This is a genomic window from Pseudovibrio sp. JE062, from assembly GCF_000156235.1.
In the GTDB taxonomy this organism is placed as follows: domain Bacteria; phylum Pseudomonadota; class Alphaproteobacteria; order Rhizobiales; family Stappiaceae; genus Pseudovibrio.
On sequence record NZ_DS996809.1, the window covers coordinates 138,378 to 157,180 of the forward strand.

General features: G+C 53.7%; 14 protein-coding genes. 10 read left to right on the forward strand and 4 right to left on the reverse strand.

Annotation, left to right across the window (positions count from 1 at the left end; all coding sequences use genetic code 11):
• The first annotated feature begins 2 nt into the window (after positions 1-2).
• The 6 genes from PJE062_RS13030 (at position 3) to PJE062_RS13055 (ending at position 8,356) form a co-directional block, all read left to right on the forward strand.
• Entirely contained in the window at positions 3-1,997 is a 1,995-nt protein-coding gene (locus PJE062_RS13030; protein WP_008549815.1) for a methylmalonyl-CoA mutase family protein, read from the forward strand.
• A complete protein-coding gene (scpA, locus tag PJE062_RS13035; RefSeq protein WP_008549685.1) occupies positions 1,997-4,162 on the forward strand; it encodes a methylmalonyl-CoA mutase in 2,166 nt (721 codons plus the stop codon). Before PJE062_RS13030 ends, scpA begins: the two co-directional genes overlap by 1 nt.
• Positions 4,163-4,434: 272 nt before the next feature.
• Positions 4,435-5,286 (forward strand): SDR family NAD(P)-dependent oxidoreductase, encoded by an 852-nt coding sequence (locus tag PJE062_RS13040; RefSeq protein ID WP_008550092.1) that lies wholly within the window; start codon positions 4,435-4,437, stop codon positions 5,284-5,286.
• 185 nt (positions 5,287-5,471) lie between these two features.
• Entirely contained in the window at positions 5,472-5,792 is a 321-nt protein-coding gene (locus PJE062_RS13045) for a heavy metal-binding domain-containing protein (protein WP_008549564.1), read from the forward strand.
• Positions 5,793-5,967: 175 nt separating this feature from the next.
• Positions 5,968-6,966, forward strand: coding sequence for a methylmalonyl Co-A mutase-associated GTPase MeaB (gene meaB, locus PJE062_RS13050; protein WP_008549716.1), 999 nt, complete (start codon positions 5,968-5,970; stop codon positions 6,964-6,966).
• A gap of 19 nt (positions 6,967-6,985) precedes the next feature.
• Positions 6,986-8,356 carry a TIGR03808 family TAT-translocated repetitive protein gene (locus PJE062_RS13055; RefSeq protein WP_008549499.1) on the forward strand — a complete coding sequence of 457 codons (1,371 nt, stop codon included), beginning with the start codon at positions 6,986-6,988 and terminating at the stop codon, positions 8,354-8,356.
• Positions 8,357-8,394: 38 nt separating this feature from the next.
• Here PJE062_RS13055 and PJE062_RS13060 read toward each other — a convergent pair whose 3' ends face one another.
• The 3 genes from PJE062_RS13060 to PJE062_RS13070 form a co-directional block, all read right to left on the reverse strand.
• On the reverse strand, positions 8,395-9,417 hold the full coding sequence (locus PJE062_RS13060) for an asparaginase (RefSeq protein ID WP_008549824.1): 1,023 nt from the start codon (positions 9,415-9,417) through the stop codon (positions 8,395-8,397).
• 197 nt (positions 9,418-9,614) lie between these two features.
• On the reverse strand, positions 9,615-10,787 hold the full coding sequence (locus PJE062_RS13065) for an aminotransferase (RefSeq protein WP_008549479.1): 1,173 nt from the start codon (positions 10,785-10,787) through the stop codon (positions 9,615-9,617).
• Positions 10,788-11,643: 856 nt separating this feature from the next.
• Positions 11,644-12,480, reverse strand: coding sequence for a nucleotidyltransferase domain-containing protein (locus PJE062_RS13070; RefSeq protein WP_083793252.1), 837 nt, complete (start codon positions 12,478-12,480; stop codon positions 11,644-11,646).
• 370 nt (positions 12,481-12,850) lie between these two features.
• Here PJE062_RS13070 and PJE062_RS13075 point away from each other — a divergent pair, with 370 nt between their 5' ends.
• On the forward strand, positions 12,851-14,437 hold the full coding sequence (locus PJE062_RS13075; protein ID WP_037036884.1) for a SulP family inorganic anion transporter: 1,587 nt from the start codon (positions 12,851-12,853) through the stop codon (positions 14,435-14,437).
• A 76-nt stretch (positions 14,438-14,513) separates the two neighbouring features.
• Here PJE062_RS13075 and PJE062_RS13080 read toward each other — a convergent pair whose 3' ends face one another.
• A complete protein-coding gene (locus PJE062_RS13080) occupies positions 14,514-15,512 on the reverse strand; it encodes an EF-hand domain-containing protein (RefSeq protein ID WP_008549940.1) in 999 nt (332 codons plus the stop codon).
• 274 nt (positions 15,513-15,786) lie between these two features.
• Between PJE062_RS13080 and PJE062_RS13085 the strand changes: the two genes are divergently transcribed.
• The 3 genes from PJE062_RS13085 to PJE062_RS13095 all read left to right on the forward strand — a co-directional run bounded on the left by PJE062_RS13085 (position 15,787) and on the right by PJE062_RS13095 (position 18,784).
• Entirely contained in the window at positions 15,787-16,515 is a 729-nt protein-coding gene (locus tag PJE062_RS13085; RefSeq protein ID WP_008550010.1) for a response regulator, read from the forward strand.
• Positions 16,512-17,990, forward strand: a complete 1,479-nt coding sequence (locus PJE062_RS13090) for an ATP-binding protein (protein WP_008549945.1) — start codon at positions 16,512-16,514, stop codon at positions 17,988-17,990. Before PJE062_RS13085 ends, PJE062_RS13090 begins: the two co-directional genes overlap by 4 nt.
• A 125-nt stretch (positions 17,991-18,115) precedes the next feature.
• Positions 18,116-18,784 (forward strand): DUF1906 domain-containing protein, encoded by a 669-nt coding sequence (locus PJE062_RS13095; RefSeq protein ID WP_008550076.1) that lies wholly within the window; start codon positions 18,116-18,118, stop codon positions 18,782-18,784.
• Positions 18,785-18,803 lie beyond the last annotated feature (19 nt).

Sequence of the window (18,803 nt, forward strand, 5' to 3'; positions counted from 1 at the left end):
ACATGCAAAACATTGATTTTCCAAGCGATTTCCTAGAAGCAACACAAAGTGACTGGGAAGCATCTGCTCTGCGTGCCCTTAAAGGCGCCGCTCTGGATGCACTAAACACACCAATTGCAGGTGGCCTTGAGAACAAGCCGCTATACCAAGGACGCACCGACAGCGCTCCACTGCAATTGAGGGAGAGCTCTCGCCCTTGGAAGATCATTCAACGCAGTGATCATCCCGTCATTTCCGAGGCCAACACCCAGATGCTGGAAGACCTGGAAGGCGGGGCTGATGGCATCGAGCTGGTTTTGCCTGCTTCTCCGCGTATTCTTGGCGGCGGACTGAGCGTTCAGCGTATTGATGACATGCTGAAGCTGCTTGACGGAGTGAAGCCTGATCTCATCGATTTCCGCCTTGAATGTGGCTATGAAGGCAGCGCGACCCTTGCTTTGCTGGTTGAAACCTGCAAGCGGTTGGGCGTTCCTTCTGATCAACTGACTGTTCAAGGTGTCTCTGATCCTCTCAGCGTGTTTGTCAGCTCCGGTCGTGTTCGCAACTCCTTTGAGCGCCTTGAGCAGCGCGCTCAGGACCTTACGGGATACGCTCGCAACAACGGTATTCAGGGCAGCTTGTTGCGCGGTGATGGCCGTTGCTATCACGACACGGGCGCCAACAGTGTTCAGGAGCTTGGCCTTACTCTTTCCAGCCTGCTTTACTATATGCGCATACTGGAAAAGGGCGGCATTCCTGCTGACGATCTGCCCAAACACGTTTCTGCCTGCCTGAGTGCGAGTGCGGACCAGTTTGGTACCATCGTTAAAGCGCGTGCGATGCGTCAGCTGTGGGCCCGCCTGCTGGATGCTGCGCAGATGCCATCCCAAAAGCTGCATCTTCATATGGAGACCAGCTGGCGCATGATGAGCAAGCGTGATCCATGGGTGAACATGCTGCGCACCACAGTGGCTGCGTTTGCAGCCGGTATTGGCGGCGCTGACAGTGTGAGCGTGCTCCCATTCACCAGCGCTCTTGGTCTGCCAAATGCGTTTGCGCGTCGTATTGCCCGTAACACTCAGCTTATTCTGGTGGAAGAAAGCAATCTGGCGCAGGTGAGTGACCCAGCTGCCGGTAGTGGTCTTGTTGAAGAGCGCACAGAAGAGCTGGCCAATGCGGCTTGGGGTTACTTCCAGAAGATTGAGAAAGAAGGCGGTGTTCTTGAAGCGCTGCAATCTGGTGTGATCTATGCTGATGTTACCGCAGCACGTGCTGAAGAGGATAAGTTGGTCGCCACTGGACACCACCCTCTGACGGGTACAAGTGCCTTCCCGAACCTGGGAGAGGCAGATGTGGAAGTTCTGAAGGCAGACACGGATCAGATCGGTGAGATTGCGACCCGTAAAGACCTTCCGGAACCAAGCCCCGATGGACAGCTGATTGAAGCTGTTGCCAAAGCGCTGAGTGATGGCGCCGGATTGGTCGATATTCAGGCAAGCCGTAAGCAGCTGGGTGATAATGATTGTCACGCCCTGAAGCTGACACGACTGGCGACACCGTTTGAAAGCCTCCGGGACAAGGCTGAGGCCTTCAAGGAAACTCAGGGCAACCCGCCAAAGGTGTTCCTGGCAACTTTGGGTCCTGTGGCTCAACATACTGCCCGTTCAACCTTCACCAGCAATTTTTATGCGGCTGGCGGGTTCGTCAGCGGTGGTGGCAAGCACTTTGAAAGCCTTGATGATCTGATCTCCTGTTTCCGTATTAGTGATGCGAAGATTGCGTGTATCTGTTCCTCTGACAAAGTTTACGAAGAACAGGCTGTTGCTGTTTTGAAAGAGCTTAAAGCAGCTGGCGCTAAGCGTGTGACGCTGGCGGGTCGCCCGAAGGAGCTTATGGCGGAACTGACCGAGAATGGCCTTGATGGGACCATATACCAAGGCTGTGATATGCTTGCTGAACTGAAGACATGTTTTGAAGTGGTTGGCGTTTCGCTGGCTGATGAAGTGGAGGCAATTTGATGAGCTTGTTTCCTGACTACACCCAGGTAGATTACAACGACAGCGCGGCCACCGCTTCCACTGATACGCAAGCGACTTGGGACACGCCGGAAGGCATTGCGGTTAAGCCAGCGTATGGCCCACAGGATCTTGATGGCCTGACGCACCTGAACACCTGGCCGGGATTGCCGCCTTTCATGCGCGGACCTTATCCAACCATGTATGTTCAGCAGCCATGGACCGTGCGTCAGTACGCTGGTTTCTCCACGGCTGAAGATTCCAATGCTTTCTATCGCCGCAATCTGGCTGCTGGTCAGAAGGGTCTTTCCATCGCGTTCGATCTGGCAACTCACCGTGGGTATGACAGTGACCACCCACGTGTTGCCGGTGATGTGGGCATGGCCGGTGTTGCCATCGACTCTATTTATGACATGCGCACTCTGTTCTCCGGCATTCCGCTGGATAAGATGAGCGTGTCCATGACCATGAACGGTGCTGTGCTGCCCGTTATGGCGCTTTATATTGTGGCAGCGGAAGAGCAAGGTGTTTCTTCTGAGAAGCTTTCCGGAACCATTCAGAATGACATTCTGAAAGAGTTCATGGTTCGCAACACCTACATCTATCCGCCTGCTCCATCTATGCGGATCATCTCGGATATCTTCGATTACACCTCGAAGAACATGCCGAAGTTCAACTCCATCTCTATTTCCGGCTACCATATGCAGGAAGCGGGTGCGACCGCAGATCTGGAGCTGGCATTCACGATCGCTGATGGCATCGAGTACGCTCGTGCAGGTGTGGCTGCTGGCCTTGATATTGATGCGTTTGCTCCTCGCCTTTCCTTCTTCTGGGCCATTGGCATGAACTTCTTCATGGAAGTTGCCAAGCTGCGCGCGGCTCGCTTGATCTGGGCGAAGCTGATGCAGGAGAACTTCCAGCCGAAGAATCCGAAAAGCCTGTCTCTGCGCACGCACTCGCAGACCTCCGGCTGGTCTTTGACTGCGCAGGATGTGTTCAACAACGTCATCCGCACCACTGTTGAAGCAATGGCGGCTACGCAGGGGCACACTCAGTCTCTGCACACCAACGCGCTCGATGAAGCGCTGGCGCTGCCGACAGACTTCTCTGCCCGCATTGCCCGTAATACTCAGCTGTTCCTGCAGCAGGAAAGTGGGACGACAAAAACCATCGATCCATGGGGCGGTTCTTACTATGTTGAGCGCCTGACTGCGGATCTGGCAGCGAAGGCCCTCAAGCATATCGAAGAAATCGAAAGCCTTGGCGGTATGGCGAAGGCCATTGAAAAAGGCATTCCAAAGCTTCGTATTGAAGAAGCTGCTGCTAAAACACAGGCACGCATCGATAGCGGACACCAGACTGTCGTGGGCGTGAACAAGTTCCGTCCTGACCGTGAAGATGAGCTTGAAGTTCTCAAGGTGGACAACGAAGAGGTTCGCGCCAAGCAGATCGAGAAGCTGAAACGCCTGCGTGAAGAACGCAATGAAGACGAGACACAGGCAGCTTTGAAAGCGCTGGAAGATTCTGCTCGTTCTGGCGAAGGAAACCTGCTGGATCTTTGCGTGAAAGCAGCCCGTGTAAAGGCTTCTGTTGGCGAAATGTCTTTGGCCATGGAAAATGCGTTTGGTCGCCATAAGGCTGAAATCAAATCCATTGCTGGCGTTTATAAGCGCGAGGTTGGTGAAATGTCTGAGAGCATCTCCAAAATTGAGCAGCTGGTTGACACGTTTGAAGAAAACGATGGTCGCCGCCCGCGCATTCTTGTTGCCAAGATGGGACAGGATGGTCATGACCGCGGCCAGAAGGTGATCGCCTCAGCCTTCGCTGATCTTGGCTTTGACGTGGACATCGGGCCGCTGTTTGCAACGCCTGAGGAAGCTGCTCGTCAGGCAGTTGAAAACGACGTGCACATCGTTGGCGTTTCCTCCCTTGCTGCGGGTCACCTGACCCTTGTGCCTGCGCTTAAAAAGGCGCTGGCAGATGAAGGCCGAGAGGACATCATGATTGTTGTGGGCGGCGTTGTGCCTCCGCAGGATTATGATGAGCTTTACGCGTCCGGTGCGTCTGCAATTTTCCCTCCAGGAACTGTGATTTCGGAAGCTGCTGAAGGGTTGATCCACGAGCTGAACGAAAAGTTAGGCTATGAGCCTCAGCAGGCTGCTGAGTAAACACCTCTGCAGTTGATGATTGTTTTTGGCGAAGGCGGGACGCTTGTTCTCGCCTTTTCTTTTTTGTGCTCGCCTTGCTCGATAGGTGGAAGGGTAAGACAGGTTTGCCGCTCCCTCACTCATCATTCGCTATAGGTGGCTGGCTTTAACCGGCTAGCAGATGTCTGCAAGTTGTGCTGCAATGAACCCTTAATGTTTCAAGCTCATATAGGTGAGGTGAAGGAAACAGGTCTCCTTCCATATTTGAACTCCCAGTCATCAGGCGAATAACAATGTTTAAAGAAGCTCTTGAACTCGGTGGTTTGGCAGTCGTTACAGGTGCAGCAAGTGGGGTGGGCAAAGTTGCCGCCCTTCGGTTTGCTCAGAGTGGGCTCAGCGTGGTTCTAGCAGATCTTCCCGGACCACGACTTGATGCGGCAGTTGAAGAGGTTCGTTCTGTTGCGTCTGAGGGTGCTACCATGATTGGCGTTCCGACGGATGTATCTGATGAAGCCCAAGTGAACGCTTTGGCGGACAAAGCCTTTGCGGCTGGCGAGGTCGCCGTTCTCATGAACAACGCTGGGATTGAGATACCCTCTTCAAGCTGGGGTGAGATGGAGAACTGGAAAAAACTCATCTCCGTGAACCTGTTTGGTGTGATTTATGGTGTTCATGCTTTTCTACCACGCATGATGGAAGCAAATCGTCCAGCTGTTGTGATCAACACCGGTTCAAAGCAAGGGATCACAACACCTCCCGGTAATCCAGCATACAATACGACCAAGGCGGGTGTGAAAGTCATCAGTGAACAGCTCAGCCATGAGCTGCGAGAGGCAAATGCTCCGATTTCCGTTCACCTGTTCGTGCCGGGCTTTACTCACACAGGCATCAACATGGCCCAGTATCCGGATAAGCCCGCAGACGCGTGGACCAGTGAACAGACGGTTGACTACTTCCTTGAACGCATGACTGAGGGCGACTTTTATGTTCTATGCCCGGACAACGCTGTAGATTCAAAAACCGACAACCTCCGGGTCTCCTGGGCAGCCGGTGATATCATCGGAAACCGCCCTGCTCTCTCTCGCTGGCATCCAGACTATGCTGAACAGTTTATCAGCTATCAGAAAGCGGGGAAGATCTCTTAAGCGCCGTGTTTGATTTGGAGAAACAAGCATTGCAAACTCTGGTATTTTCCTAATCCATTCCTACATGAGTTAAGCGCTCATAAATTATTTGAGCTCGGGCACTTCGATCTAGGCTTGTTGCTGCGGATCGGGATTTTTGGCGTGTGTTCTGCACAAGCAGTGGAGCGCACATTTGAGGATGAAATATGCTTACTACGACCACGAACACCATCGAGGGCAAAGAGATTTCCGACTACAAAGGTATTGTTCACGGTGAAGCAATCCTGGGTGCGAACGTTTTTAAAGACCTGTTTGCCGGTATTCGGGATATTGTCGGTGGTCGTTCCGGCGCCTATGAGGATGAGCTGAAGAAAGCCCGTCAGATTGCATTGCATGAGATGACCGAGGAAGCGGCCCGTTATGGCGCAAACGCTGTGATCGGCATCGACATTGATTATGAGACTGTTGGCAGCAATGGTTCCATGCTGATGGTGACCGCGACCGGTACTGCTGTTACCTATCGCTAACGCGTTTTTGTCTGCGTCTTCTTTTCCGAAATCCGGAAACTACTTTTCGGAAACGCGCACTAAAGTGTGAGCAGGGTTCAGCCCTGCCCCACAACTTCTCCAAGTCGCTGACTTGCAAAGGGGCGCCATCTGTTCAAGGTTGGCAGAAGAGATTCTTCTGACCGGACTTATTTGAATGAATGCACGCCTCGCTTCTTCCAGAGACAACATTGATGATCTTGCCGAGCGGCTGCTGAATGGGCAGCGCGCAGCGCTTGCACGCGGCATTACGCTTGTTGAATCCAAGAAGCCTGCCCACCGGGAGCAAGCGGAAGCCCTGCTGACCAAGGTGATGGGCTCCACCGGAAATGCATTCCGCATTGGCGTGACCGGCGTTCCGGGTGTTGGTAAGTCCACCACCATCGATACGTTTGGCTCCAACCTGACAGCTGCGGGACACAAGGTGGCCGTGCTGGCAGTTGATCCTTCCTCCACGCGTACAGGCGGCTCTATTCTAGGTGACAAGACCCGCATGGCGCAGTTGGCTGTAGATCGCAATGCATACATCCGTCCTTCCCCGTCTGCCGGTACACTTGGCGGTGTCGCTGCCAAAACCCGTGAAAGCATGCTTTTGTGTGAGGCTGCCGGGTTTGATGTGATCCTCGTTGAAACTGTAGGCATCGGGCAGTCTGAAACGACCGTTGCGCAGATGGTTGATTTCTTTCTCGTTCTGATGTTGCCGGGGGCTGGAGATGAGCTGCAGGGCATCAAGAAAGGCGTGTTGGAGATTGCAGACCTGATCGCCGTGAACAAGGCGGAAGGTGACGGGCTGATACGGGCACGTTCAGCAGCATCCGAGTATCGGGCTGCGCTGAATATTCTTGCGCCACGTTCCAAGCATTGGTCACCTCCTGTTCTGACCATCTCCGGCCTTGCCAATGAAGGGCTGGATGATTTGTGGGGCCAGCTGGGTATTTTCAAAGAGCGGATGCAGGCCAGTGGTGACTGGGAGAGTAAGCGCGCAGAGCAGCAGTTGGCGTGGATGTGGGGTTTGCTCAATGAGAAACTCCAGACGGCCCTGAAGGCGAACCCGGAAATCAAAGCTGCGCTACCGGATGTTGAGAGTGCGGTGAAGTCCGGCCATCTGCCTGCCACAGCTGCGGCGAGCAAGCTGGCGAGCTTGTTCGGGATCTGATCAAGCACAGGGGGACGCGATGGCAGAGGATCAAGAGAAGCTTTCAAGACGTACCCTGCTTGGTGCTGGTGTTGTGGCAGGAGCCGGAACACTGGTTGCCACACAGGAGGCGCAGGCTGCCACTCCCTTAAAACCGGTTGTTGTTGAATTCCCCGCTCCTTCTTTTCAACGCGATGTGTCAGAAGAGCTGCAAGCGGCGATGGCTGAGGCTGCTGCTCAAGGGCATATCCTTCAGTTGGGTGCTGGTGACTATCAGGTCTCCGGGCTTTCGCTGCCCAGTGGTTTGAACCTGCGTGGTGTGTCCGATCATACACGTCTGGTGTTCAGTGGGCACGGCTTGCTGCTGCAAGGAGTGCAGGCAGATGACGTTACTCTCAAAGACCTCATTTTTGATGGTGGTGATCAGCCGCTTTCTGACGAGGTGCCTGCTCTGTTGTGGTTCTCACAGTGCTCTCGGCTCAGCCTGACGTCCTGTGAGATAACCAAGAGCAGCAAGTCTGGTGTGGTGCCGGAGCAATGCTCAGGATCCATCATTGGGAACCATTTTCATACACACAGCGATGTTGCTCTGCTCAGCTATAATGCTAGCGCACTGCGCATTGAAGGGAACATCGTTTCTGATTGTGGCAATGGCGGCATACTGGTGCATCGGTGGTCTGAAGGGCATGATGGGTCGATCATATCGGGCAACCAAGTCTCCAACATCCGTGCCAATAGTGGTGGGACTGGGCAGAACGGCAACGGCATCAATGTTTTCCGGGCGGATAATGTCACCATCTCCGGCAACAAGGTGAGAGACTGCAAATTCTCCGCGATCCGGGCCAATGCTGCATCTAATGTCCAGATCCTTGGCAACACCTGCCACCGTTCTGGCGAAGTGGCCTTATTTGTGGAGTTCGGCTTTCAAGGGGCTATTGTCAGCAGTAACCTGATTGAGACAGCCGCCAACGGAATTTCGATCACCAACTTCCGTGAGGGGGGGCGTTTGGCTGTGTGTTCCAACAATGTGCTGCGGGACATCACCGGTACGGGGCCTTATGAGAAAGACAATCCAACCTTCGGTGTCGGCATTGCGGTTGAAGCGGATACTAGTGTGACCGGCAACGTGGTGGAGGATGCGCGGATTATTGGCATCAATTTAGGCTGGGGGCCGTATATGCGTAACCTGATTGCAGCTCAGAACACTGTTCGCTCAGCTCCTGTCGGCATTGCAATCAGTCTTGCTGCGGATGATCAGAGTGCTCTCATTTCCCAGAATATCATCGCGGGATGCCCCGTGAATATCGCAGGCTTCAAATGGGATGAGCAGGCCAGCGGTGATCTTGCGCTTTACGCGGAGGATCTGCCACGCTCCATTCGCGTGACAGACAATCTTGTAAGCCCCGTTTAGGGAGCTGGCAGGAAGAGACCTCCCTGCCCTTACCAAAATCAAATGGTGTTCAGCAGACGTTTGAAGTCAGCAACCGGGCGGACTTCACCGACGAGGATATCGCGGCGGTTCTTCAGCTGCAGATGTTCCCAGGTGCGCAGGCCTTTTTCCTCTTCCTCAGAGAGGTTAAGCAGTGATCTGACAGTGGCTGCCATCATGACTTCCGCGCCGCGTACGGAACCGTCTTCACACTTCAGGGTCACTCCAAAGCCAAGTTCCGGCAGGGCTGCACAGAAGACACCCTCTGCGCCCACTTTCACGAAGACGCGGCCTTTGAAGATGTCCATGATCTCAGTACAGAAGCGGTTCTTACCGGCGACCATGTAAGGCTCGTTTACGCAAGCCTCATACAGTACTTCTGCTGCATTGGCGCGGATTGGATCAAGGCCGACACCGGTTGCGAAGCGGGCAAATGCCAGAGCGGTTTTCTGCTGGTCCATGGCATAGGTCGGGATAGAGCAACCGTCCGTTCCGCAAACATCATGGGCCAGAACTCCACCGCTCATCTGTTCCAGCACATTGCGTATTTCCGCCTGGACCGGGTGATCAAAATCGATGTAGTTCTCGGTTGGGATACCAAGGGTTTTGGCCATTGCCAGGAAGCCAGCGTGCTTGCCGGAGCAGTTGTTGTGCAGCTGGCATGGGCTGTCGTCGGTTTTAACGATCTCAACACAATCATCCATGTGCTTTGGCCATTGCGGGCCACACATGAGGTCTTGCTCAGTCAGTCCAGCTTTGAACAGCATCATGCGGGCGGACTTGGCATGGACGTCCTCACCGTTGTGGGAAGCGCACGCCAGAGCCAGTTCGGCATCGTCAAAATTCAAAGCTTCTGCGGCACCGGATTCCACCATTGGGATTGCCTGAAGGGCCTTGATGGCGGAGCGCGCAAAGATGCCCTGCTCTACATCACCTGCACCAAACGCCAGTTTGCCATCAGCATCAACGATGGCGATTGAGCCACGGTGGCGGCTCTCGACAGTGTTGCCTCGCGTCACTTCGACGAGTACGGGATTATCCATTCACTCAAACTTCCAAGGATTGGCTCTCAGGCCCTATGATTGATCGCGGCAGCGGGCTGTCGTCCTTGCGTGGCAGGTCCGCTCCGGCTCTTTATGTCTGCATACTCTATTTTTCAGGGCAGAGCTACATTTGTGATTTTGCCCTTGTTGTGCAAGCCGTTAACCGGGCATTGTTGGTGTTGCTCGGCTTCAAAGCCTCAAGAAACGGCCATTTCGCCCATCCATGCCTGCAGGCGGCCCAGTGCTTCGTTTAGCACTTCATCCTTTTTGCAGAAGCAGAAGCGAACGAAAGTTTGCGGGCCTTTGGTGCCGTAAAAGGCGGAGATCGGAACGGCGGCGACACCGGCTTCCTCTACCATCTTCTGGCAGAACTCGACATCGTTGCCTTTGAAACCAAGCGGTGAGAAATCGCAGGTGACGAAGTATGTGCCTTCACATGGAAGGACGCGGAAGCCCATATCTTCCAGTGGCCCTGAGATCAGGTCGCGCTTGGCTTTCAGCTCGCTTTCAAGAGAAGCGTAATAATCGTCGTCCTTGTTCAGTCCGTAGGCCACTGCCTTTTGCAGGTTTGGTGGGGTGGTGAAGGTGACGAACTGGTGCGCTTTGGCGATTGGTTCCAGCAGGTTTGGAGCGGCAGTGATGTAGCCGACTTTCCAGCCTGTCAGAGAGAAGGTTTTGCCTGCGGAGCCGATGCGGATGCAGCGATCACGCATTCCTGGAAGGGTCATAAGCGGTGTGTGCTTGTCATCGGAAAACACGATGTGCTCATAAACTTCATCGCAAATGGCGTAGCAGTCAAACTCAAGGCACAGGTCCGCGATCAGTTGCAGCTCGTCTTTGCTGAAGACCTTGGCGCTTGGGTTCATGGGGTTGTTGAGCAGGATGGCTTTGGTCTTGCTGGAGAAGGCTTTGCGCAGCTCTTCTTCACGCAGCTCCCAGCTTGGCGGGGTGACTTCGACAAAAACTGGTGTGGCGCCTGCCCGTTTGACCAGTGAGAGATAACAGTCGTAGAGCGGCTCGATGAGGATGACTTCATCGCCCGACTCAACCAATGCGAAGATGCTGTCGGCCAGCGCTTCGGTGGCGCCGGAGGTGACGAGCACTTCGGTCTGCCAGTCCACATCCAGATCGTAAAAGCGCTTGTTGTTGTCGGCGACGGCCTGCCTCAGGGCTGGAACACCCAGCATAGGCGGGTATTGGTTTGGCCCTTCCAGAAGCGTATCGGCTGCAACCTGCCGCACATCCCGAGGGCCATCGACATCAGGAAACCCCTGACCAAGATTGATGGCCTTATGCTCCATTGCCAGACGGGACATACGCTCAAAGACGGTCGTTTCCAGTCCCGTAAATATGGAGTTTGTTGGTTTCATCAGGTCTCTCCCTCACATGCCGCGGATCGCATCACGCCAAGCTAACGGCCCGGCTGCATCCTGCAAAGTCTGCAATAGATGCATTTTCTGCGTATTTCCACATAAAGGCGCCGGCAATTCAGCTGAAATAGATGAACTGACTGCACCCATGAAGCAGGTAGGAGAGAGTAACACGAATAGCACCGCATGGCCTTCCATGCAGTGGTGAAGCTGGAGGTCCCGAGTTAATCGGGGAGAGCAAGGCGGCAGGCAATACCTGCGCTACTTATTGAAACTAAATCTTCGGCATTGGCTACTCGCCTTGCCCGGGCTTTCTTGGGATGAACAACGTCGCCTCTTTTGCCTATAAGGCACGATAGCCGGTTTCCCGGAAAGACAGTGGCTTATCCAAACACGTTTCCATGCCCAAACAGTTCCTCCGTCTTTGACAGACACATCAGCAAAAGCAGGTTACCTCTGCCGGCACATCAACACCCGTCACCGCGTGATACCCTATATTCCTGGGCCCTTCCCCTCAAACCATGCGGCCACGTTTGAAGTTCGGTTCACCGGACCACCGAAAGTTGCGTTACCTCTCCCGATAGCCCCGCCCAGCCTACGACACACTGACGGTCGCTCCGCCAGCAGCCCGTTACGTAGGCATGCGATTAGTATGGGCATGGTTTCAAGCGAGGGGGATAAGTTTTTTGGGCAACCCGCCTAACCCACCGGCGTCATCCCGGCCATCGAGCCGGGATCCATACCCCCTTGCCTCGCTGTTTAACTAAGGCCTTAGCCAATCTCAGACACCGGGGTTATGGGTCCCGGGTCTACGCTGCGCTTCGCCCGGGATGACGGCGGTAGAGCTTTGCGATACTCAAACCTCTACATGAACACGATCTGATTGCTTGATAATCTCACGGAAGTATTCTTCCGCACGAGCAGTTGTCATTGGAACATGGCGTGGTTTGTCAGTGTTTTGCGCCCAATCGAATGTGTTCAGCATTAGAGCCTTCAGCTGCGCGATGTTAGGCAAGGCTTCCAAATGCTGCTTTTCCTTAAGCTGTGTCTTGGCTCTGATAAGATCTTCCATTTCCGCTAAGACCTCTGAGGAGACAGAGAGTCCAGCAGCGAGCTCTTGCACATTCATCGGAGGTGTCCGGCCTGGGTTCTGCTTAAACCAGAGAAGTGCGAGAGCTGGGCGCAGAGAATAGAAAAAGCGCTTTAAGTTCATCCGTTGTTCGGTCGCATTTGCTTTTTCCCAATAACGAACGCCGAGGTTTAGATAATGGTGGATGCAAGGTGTCTGACTTGCTGCATCTTCCGCAAGTCCTCGCAGAGGATCTGCCAGTTGCTCACGCCAAATATACTTGATTGGGCTGTGTAACCATTCCAACAAAACAGGGTTGGACCTGAGCATCAGGTTTAAAGCTTTACGGACTTCCCAACCACTGATGTCTAGTTCATCATCGATCGGCAACTCGATTACATCCCTGCCGGTCTCCAATGAAAGGTACCAATCCAGTTTATGCATGTAGACAAAACGAACGTCGTAATCACTATCTGGCGATGGGAAGCCCCATGCGCGGCTACCACTTTCGATCGCGAATAAGATGGTAACGTCGTGCTTTGACTCTATGAGATGGAGTTGCTCCGTAATTCTGGCGCGCATACTCTCAGAAATGCTTGGCTTGAATGGTGTTAAAGTAGTCATCTGAAATTTCCTTGCAATAGCAGAGACATATCACACTTTCAGCCGAACGGAAGAGACACATTTCCCTGAGGACCTGCTTCCCAGACAGAAGCTCTTTTTGTATCTTAACGCGGCACTTTGGAAGTTAACCAAATGTCTGCCCAACCACCTCGCGCATAGCTATTATGTGTGGGGGGACTGGTGTTTTTGGCGGGTTTCGCTTATAAGCGCGTCAAAAGGGAGACAAAAGCCGCTCAAATTTTAGCGGTGTCCTAGCTTGTAAGCTCTTGTCCTTGACCGAAAACACTTGGTTTCACACGGACTTCACAGTGCGTGCCTAGGATTCGCCCCGTATTCAAAAAAGTACCGATAACCCCATTGGAGGTGCTCCTTGCATTCGTCCACGGAGGCGCTCGCGCCCGCAAAGCCCGGCTTTTCAGCCAATACTGTCAAAGTAGAATTGCTTTCTGGTCTTACCGTTGCTCTTGCTCTGGTGCCGGAAGCAGTTGCATTCGCATTTGTTGCAAAGGTTGAGCCGCTTGTTGGTCTCTATGCAGCGTTCATTGTTGGCATCATCACCGCTGTGTTTGGTGGCCGTCCGGGCATGATTTCCGGCGCGACCGGCGCACTTGCTGTTGTGATGGTTTCTCTTGTTGTGCAGCACGGTGTTGAGTACCTGTTTGCCGCTGTTGTGCTGATGGGCATTCTGCAGGTTTTCTTTGGCATTATGCGCTGGGGTAAGTTTATCCGCATGGTGCCGCATCCGGTGATGCTAGGCTTTGTGAACGGTCTTGCGATCGTGATTTTCCTTGCCCAGATGGGTCAGTTCCAGACTGTTGATGCGACAACCGGCGCAACCAGCTGGCTGGCTGGCATGGATATGGCGCTGATGCTTGGCCTTGTGGTTCTGACCATGGCAGTGATCTGGTTCCTGCCAAAGATCACCAACGTCATTCCTGCACCTCTGGCTGGTATTTTGGTGGTTTCCGCCATCGTGATCGGCCTTGGTCTGAATGTGCAGACCGTGGGTGATCTGGCTCCTATCGCCGGTGGCCTGCCTGAGTTTCACATTCCAATGGTTCCGCTGACCATGGAAACTTTCATGATCATCCTGCCATACTCCGTTATTCTGGCAGCGATTGGTCTGATTGAGAGCCTTCTGACGCTGAACCTTGTTGCTGACATGACTGGTACACGTGGCGGTGCTTCCAAAGAGTGTGTGGCACAGGGTGCTGCAAACGTTGTGACCGGCTTCTTCGGCGGCATGGGTGGCTGTGCGATGATCGGTCAGTCCATGATCAACGTGAAATCTGGTGGTCGTACCCGTCTTGCAGGTATCGCTGCTGCGCTGTTCCTGCTGAGCTTCATTCTGTTCGCTGCTCCGCTGATTGAGCAGATCCCTCTGGCAGCATTGGTTGGTGTGATGTTCATGGTGGTGATCGGCACCTTTGCGTGGAACACCTTCAAGATCTTGCACAAGATCCCACGGACCGATGCCATCGTGATTGCACTGGTGACCGGTGTGACTGTTTACTCTGACCTTGCTGTGGCTGTTGTGGTTGGCGTGATTGTTTCTGCACTGGCTTATGCGTGGAACGCGTCCAAGCGTATTGATGCGCAGACAACAACCAACTCTGATGGCTGGAAGATCTACAAGCTGGAAGGCCCGCTGTTCTTCGGTTCTGCGGCTGGTTTCCAGGAGATCTTTGATCCTCAGTCTGATCCAGATGACGTGATTGTCGACTTCATCAATTCCCGCGTGGTGGACCATTCCGGTCTGGCTGCGATTGATGCACTGGCGACCCGTTATGAGCAGGCTGGCAAGACACTGCATCTGCGCCACCTGTCTCCTGACTGTAAGGATCTGCTGCACAAGGCTGGCAGCATGGTTGAAGTCTCCGTTATGGAAGATCCGCATTACGGTGTTGCTGTAGACTATGATGCTGAGATGCAAGAGACCAAGCCAGCGACCAGCTGATCTTGCTGATACATATTGAAAAAGAAAAGGCGGAGCTGTTGGCTCCGCCTTTTTTATTGGTCAACTGCGGGTGGACTTAACCGCGCTGACCATGACCGTGACCGTAGCCACCTTTGCGGTCCTTCTGACCTTTGCGCCAATCCTTCTTCATCTTTTTGAAGTCAGCTGATGTGATGACGCCGTCGTTGTTGCGGTCCATGCGCTTCATCATCTGGGCAGTCGGTGCGAAGAACTCTTCCTGAGTGACTTTCAGATCGCCATCAGCATCCAGACGCTGGAAGGAGCGGACGTACATTGGCTCTTTGAACTCAGCGGCAATTGTTCTGAAGCCAGCCAGATCAACCGGTCCGTTTGCGAAGAGCTTGTCGGCCAGTTTGCCCAGTTCTTCAGATGAGATCTTGCCGTTCTTGTCCAGATCCACCTTAGCAAACATTGCGCGCATCATTTCACCACGCATGCCTTTGCCACCGTGCTTTCCAAAGCCCATCATGCCCTGCTCGCGTGGGCCATCACCCCAACCGCCTTTGCCTTGCATGCCATCGCCCTGCTTGCCATCACGTGGGCCTTTCTGCCAGCCATCTTTGCCTGGTTTGCCATCACGAGGGCCATCGCCCCAGCCGCCTTTACCGCCTTTGCCGTCCTGCATCTTAGCCATGCGGTCGCCCATGCGCTTTTTCATCTTGTCCATGCGCGCAGTCATGCGTTCAGCCTGCGCGAGGAACTCTTCACGGGTGACCTGACCATCGCCATTGACGTCAAAGCGCTGGAAGATGCGGACGGAGCGGTCTTTGCTGCGCTCAGCTGCGCGATCTGCTGCGAAGACTTTCCATTCTTCCAGAGTGATCACGCCGTCGCCAGCAGTGTCTGCTTTTGCAAAGTCTGCTTTGCGCTTGGTTTCAATTTCGGCAGCAGTGACAGAGCCATCTTTGTTTGCATCAAAATTTGTAAAGAACTGGGAAGACATTTTCTTGCCGAAGCCACCACCGAAACCCGGAGCAGCCATGGCAGGAGACAGAGCGGTACCAGCAATGATTGCAGCTACAGAACCAGCCAAAATAGTTTTAAAATTCATCATGTCGTGTTCTCCTAATCATCAAAGCCTAAAACGAGGGGAAGGTTTGTGTGAGTGTGCTTCGATGAACACAACGTAGGAGGCATCTGTCGCAAAACTACACCAGAAAACACATTGTTTTGTCACAGGATTTACCAGAGTATCGGGTTGTGACAGTTTGATACATTTTTGAGTGCCCAGCCACTTTCGCTGGCTTTGGGATTGCGGCATAAGTTAGGCATCCCATAGTCTATTGTTTCTCACCGCGCATGAGAGGCGGGGCACAAAGCGAGGACGCATGTCTCAAAGTACAGCACATATTCTTATCGTCGACGATCATCGTGATATCCGGGAGAGCCTTGCCCGCTATCTGACGAAGAATAATATGCGTACCACTGTGGCTGAAAGCGCTGCTGCTGCCCGCAAGGTGCTCAAGAACTCCTCCATTGATCTGGTGGTGCTGGACATCATGATGCCGGGTGAAGACGGGCTTTCCCTGTGCCGCCATCTGGTGGAGACCAATCAGGCACCGGTTATTTTGCTGACAGCCATGGCTGAGGACACGGACCGTGTTGTTGGCCTTGAGATTGGGGCTGATGACTATGTGACCAAGCCTTTTAACCCGCGTGAGCTGCTGGCCCGTATCCGCGCTGTGCTGCGCCGTGCCACCAGTGTTCCACGGGAGCGTGACCCCATCGAGACTGAAAAGCTGGCGTTCAACGGCTGGATGCTGGACACTGCACGCCGTGAGTTAATTGACCCGGAGCAGGTTGCTGTGCCGCTGTCTTCCGGTGAGTTCCAGTTGTTATTGGCATTTTTGAAGCGGCCACGGGTGGTTCTTTCCCGCGAGCAGCTGCTGGACCTGACCTCAGGCCGCTCGCTGGGTGTGTTTGACCGGTCCATCGACAATCAGGTTTCTCGCTTGCGCCGCAAGATCGAGATTGATCCAAAAAGTCCGGAATTGATCAAAACTGTCTGGGGGGGCGGTTACACCTTTACAGGTGAAGTCAAAGAAGTCACCGCATGAAGTTTTTGAAATACCTTATCCCTCGCCGCCTTGCGCCTCAGCTGATCCTGCTGCTGCTGGCTGCGCTGATCTTTTCGCAAGTGGTCAGTTTTGTGTTGCTTGGCCGAGAGCGTCAGTATGCCCTGGCCAATCTGGCCCGTGACAATGCGCTGTGGCGGACGGCCAATGTGGTCAAGCTGCTGGAGGCAACCCCTCCCCGTTTGCAAAAGCAGGTGCTGCGCACGGTTTCCAACACCCGCACACGCTTCACCATTGGCGATACGCCTGTAGTGGCGGACACGGGTGGTGATGAGCGCATGGAAGCGCTGCTTGCCAATTATCTGAAACGTAGGTTGGATCATGACAGGCAGGCCCGTGTTGCGGTGGTCTACAACGACCGTGCTCCACCAGACTTCAAAGACAAGTTTCGTGACAACGGGCGCCCACCTCCAGAAGGACGAGACCGGCCATCCGAAGGAAGAGACCGGTCACCCCATGACAATATGCAGGCCATGCATGATCGCCGGGACGATTTCTTCAAAAAGTATCGCTGGTTTTCGCTCAAAGGCGTGCAGCTGTTTGCTGCTATTGAGCTGATGAACGGCAAGTGGCTGAACATCGAGAGCAACTTTCGTCTGCCGAAAGCCTCTATTGTGCCAATTCTGCTGCCAATCTTTATTATGGCAGGGCTGACTATTCTCATTGTCTGGGTTTCAGTCTATCGCCTGACGAAACCGCTCAGGACGCTGGAAACCGCAGCCAATGATCTGGGCCGCGGCGCGGATGTGAAGCCATTGAAAGAGGCTGGCCCTGCGGAAGTGCGGGCTGTGACCCATTCCTTCAACCAGATGCAGGAACGTCTGACACGCTTCATCTCTGACCGCACCCGTATGCTGGCCGCAATCAGTCATGATCTGCGCACACCAATCACCTCTTTGCGGATCCGTGCTGAGTTCATTGAGGATGATGAAGACCGCGAGCGCATGATCGCCACGCTGGATGAGATGCAGGCGATGGTGGAAGAAACGCTCGCCTTTACCCGTGAGGATTCCAAACAGGAAGAACTGCGCTCTGTTGATCTGGGCGGTTTACTGGAAAGCATCGCCAATGACCAGGAGGACATGGGCAACCATGTGAATGTGGAAGCACAGAGCCGCGTGGTGCTGAAGTGTCGTCCGGTTGCTCTGAAGCGTGCGTTCCAGAACCTGATCGGCAATGCGATCCGATATGGCGAAGAAGCTGAGGTGAGTTTCCGCGTTGATGAAGCCCATGCTGAAGTCCGGATCTCTGACAGAGGCCCAGGCATTCCGCAGAACCGGCTGGAAGATGTGTTTGAGCCATTCGTGCGCCTTGAGGAATCCCGCAATGAGGAAACCGGCGGTATCGGGCTTGGCCTTGCGATCACCCGCAGCATTATCCACGCTCAGGGCGGTACCATTCGTCTCGAAAACGGCGAGGAAAAAGGTCTCATTGCTATCGTGAGACTGCCGCTTTAAGGGCTCTGTCCCCCAATTACATTGTAAGTGAGATTAAAGCTTCTGTTACTCTAGCAGAACGCTTTGTCTCACATGTCTGCTGACCTCTTCGTCACTGCTCTGCATAACAACAAAAAGCAGAGCACATGACAGATAAAATCTCCCCCAAACTCTTAGTCCCAGCACTTGATACAGCCTCAAATGCCGGTACTTCCGCCACAACACTGGCACAAGCCGGATACAAAGCCGTTGGGCGTTATTACTCCCGGTACAGCTGGAAACAACTGACCAGAGCTGAAGCTTCAGAGCTCTTCACCGCAGATATGGACATCTTTGTGGTCTACGAAGACAACAATGATGCTCCCTCTTATTTCTCAGCTGACATTGGAAACCAGCAAGCGTTGCGGGCGCTTTATCAGGCAGATGCAGTTATCCAACAGCCCCGGCAAACCGGTATCTATTTTGCTGTCGATTATGATGCCTCAAGTTACGACTACACTCATTACATCAGGCCATATCTGAGAGCGATCAACGAGGTGTTTGCCTCCTTTGGTTACCCGTATCATGTCGGTGTTTATGGCAATGGGATCGTTTGCTCCTGTGCCAAAGATGATGGCCTTGCGAAGCTGACGTGGCTTTCTCAATCAACCGGTTACTATGGCTATCAGGAATACAAAGAGTCTGGCGACTGGAACATCCTTCAGGGTCCATATGTGACAATTGCCGGTACTCAGTACGATCAGGACACGCTTAATCTGAACCAAGGCTCCTATGGTGGCTTTGGCAGTTTTGCAACTTCCTCCTGCTCCAACTGAGGCGTAAACATCCCTCAAC

Excerpts from the sequence above, each read along its gene's own strand:
- PJE062_RS13030 (WP_008549815.1), top strand. The coding sequence starts at position 3 with ATGCAAAACATTGATTTTCCAAGCGATTTCCTAGAAGCAACACAAAGT.
- scpA (WP_008549685.1), top strand. The coding sequence starts at position 1,997 with ATGAGCTTGTTTCCTGACTACACCCAGGTAGATTACAACGACAGCGCG.
- PJE062_RS13040 (WP_008550092.1), top strand. The coding sequence starts at position 4,435 with ATGTTTAAAGAAGCTCTTGAACTCGGTGGTTTGGCAGTCGTTACAGGT.
- PJE062_RS13045 (WP_008549564.1), top strand. The coding sequence starts at position 5,472 with ATGCTTACTACGACCACGAACACCATCGAGGGCAAAGAGATTTCCGAC.
- meaB (WP_008549716.1), top strand. The coding sequence starts at position 5,968 with ATGAATGCACGCCTCGCTTCTTCCAGAGACAACATTGATGATCTTGCC.
- PJE062_RS13055 (WP_008549499.1), top strand. The coding sequence starts at position 6,986 with ATGGCAGAGGATCAAGAGAAGCTTTCAAGACGTACCCTGCTTGGTGCT.
- PJE062_RS13060 (WP_008549824.1), bottom strand. The coding sequence starts at position 9,417 with ATGGATAATCCCGTACTCGTCGAAGTGACGCGAGGCAACACTGTCGAG.
- PJE062_RS13065 (WP_008549479.1), bottom strand. The coding sequence starts at position 10,787 with ATGAAACCAACAAACTCCATATTTACGGGACTGGAAACGACCGTCTTT.
- PJE062_RS13070 (WP_083793252.1), bottom strand. The coding sequence starts at position 12,480 with ATGACTACTTTAACACCATTCAAGCCAAGCATTTCTGAGAGTATGCGC.
- PJE062_RS13080 (WP_008549940.1), bottom strand. The coding sequence starts at position 15,512 with ATGATGAATTTTAAAACTATTTTGGCTGGTTCTGTAGCTGCAATCATT.
- PJE062_RS13085 (WP_008550010.1), top strand. The coding sequence starts at position 15,787 with ATGTCTCAAAGTACAGCACATATTCTTATCGTCGACGATCATCGTGAT.
- PJE062_RS13090 (WP_008549945.1), top strand. The coding sequence starts at position 16,512 with ATGAAGTTTTTGAAATACCTTATCCCTCGCCGCCTTGCGCCTCAGCTG.
- PJE062_RS13095 (WP_008550076.1), top strand. The coding sequence starts at position 18,116 with ATGACAGATAAAATCTCCCCCAAACTCTTAGTCCCAGCACTTGATACA.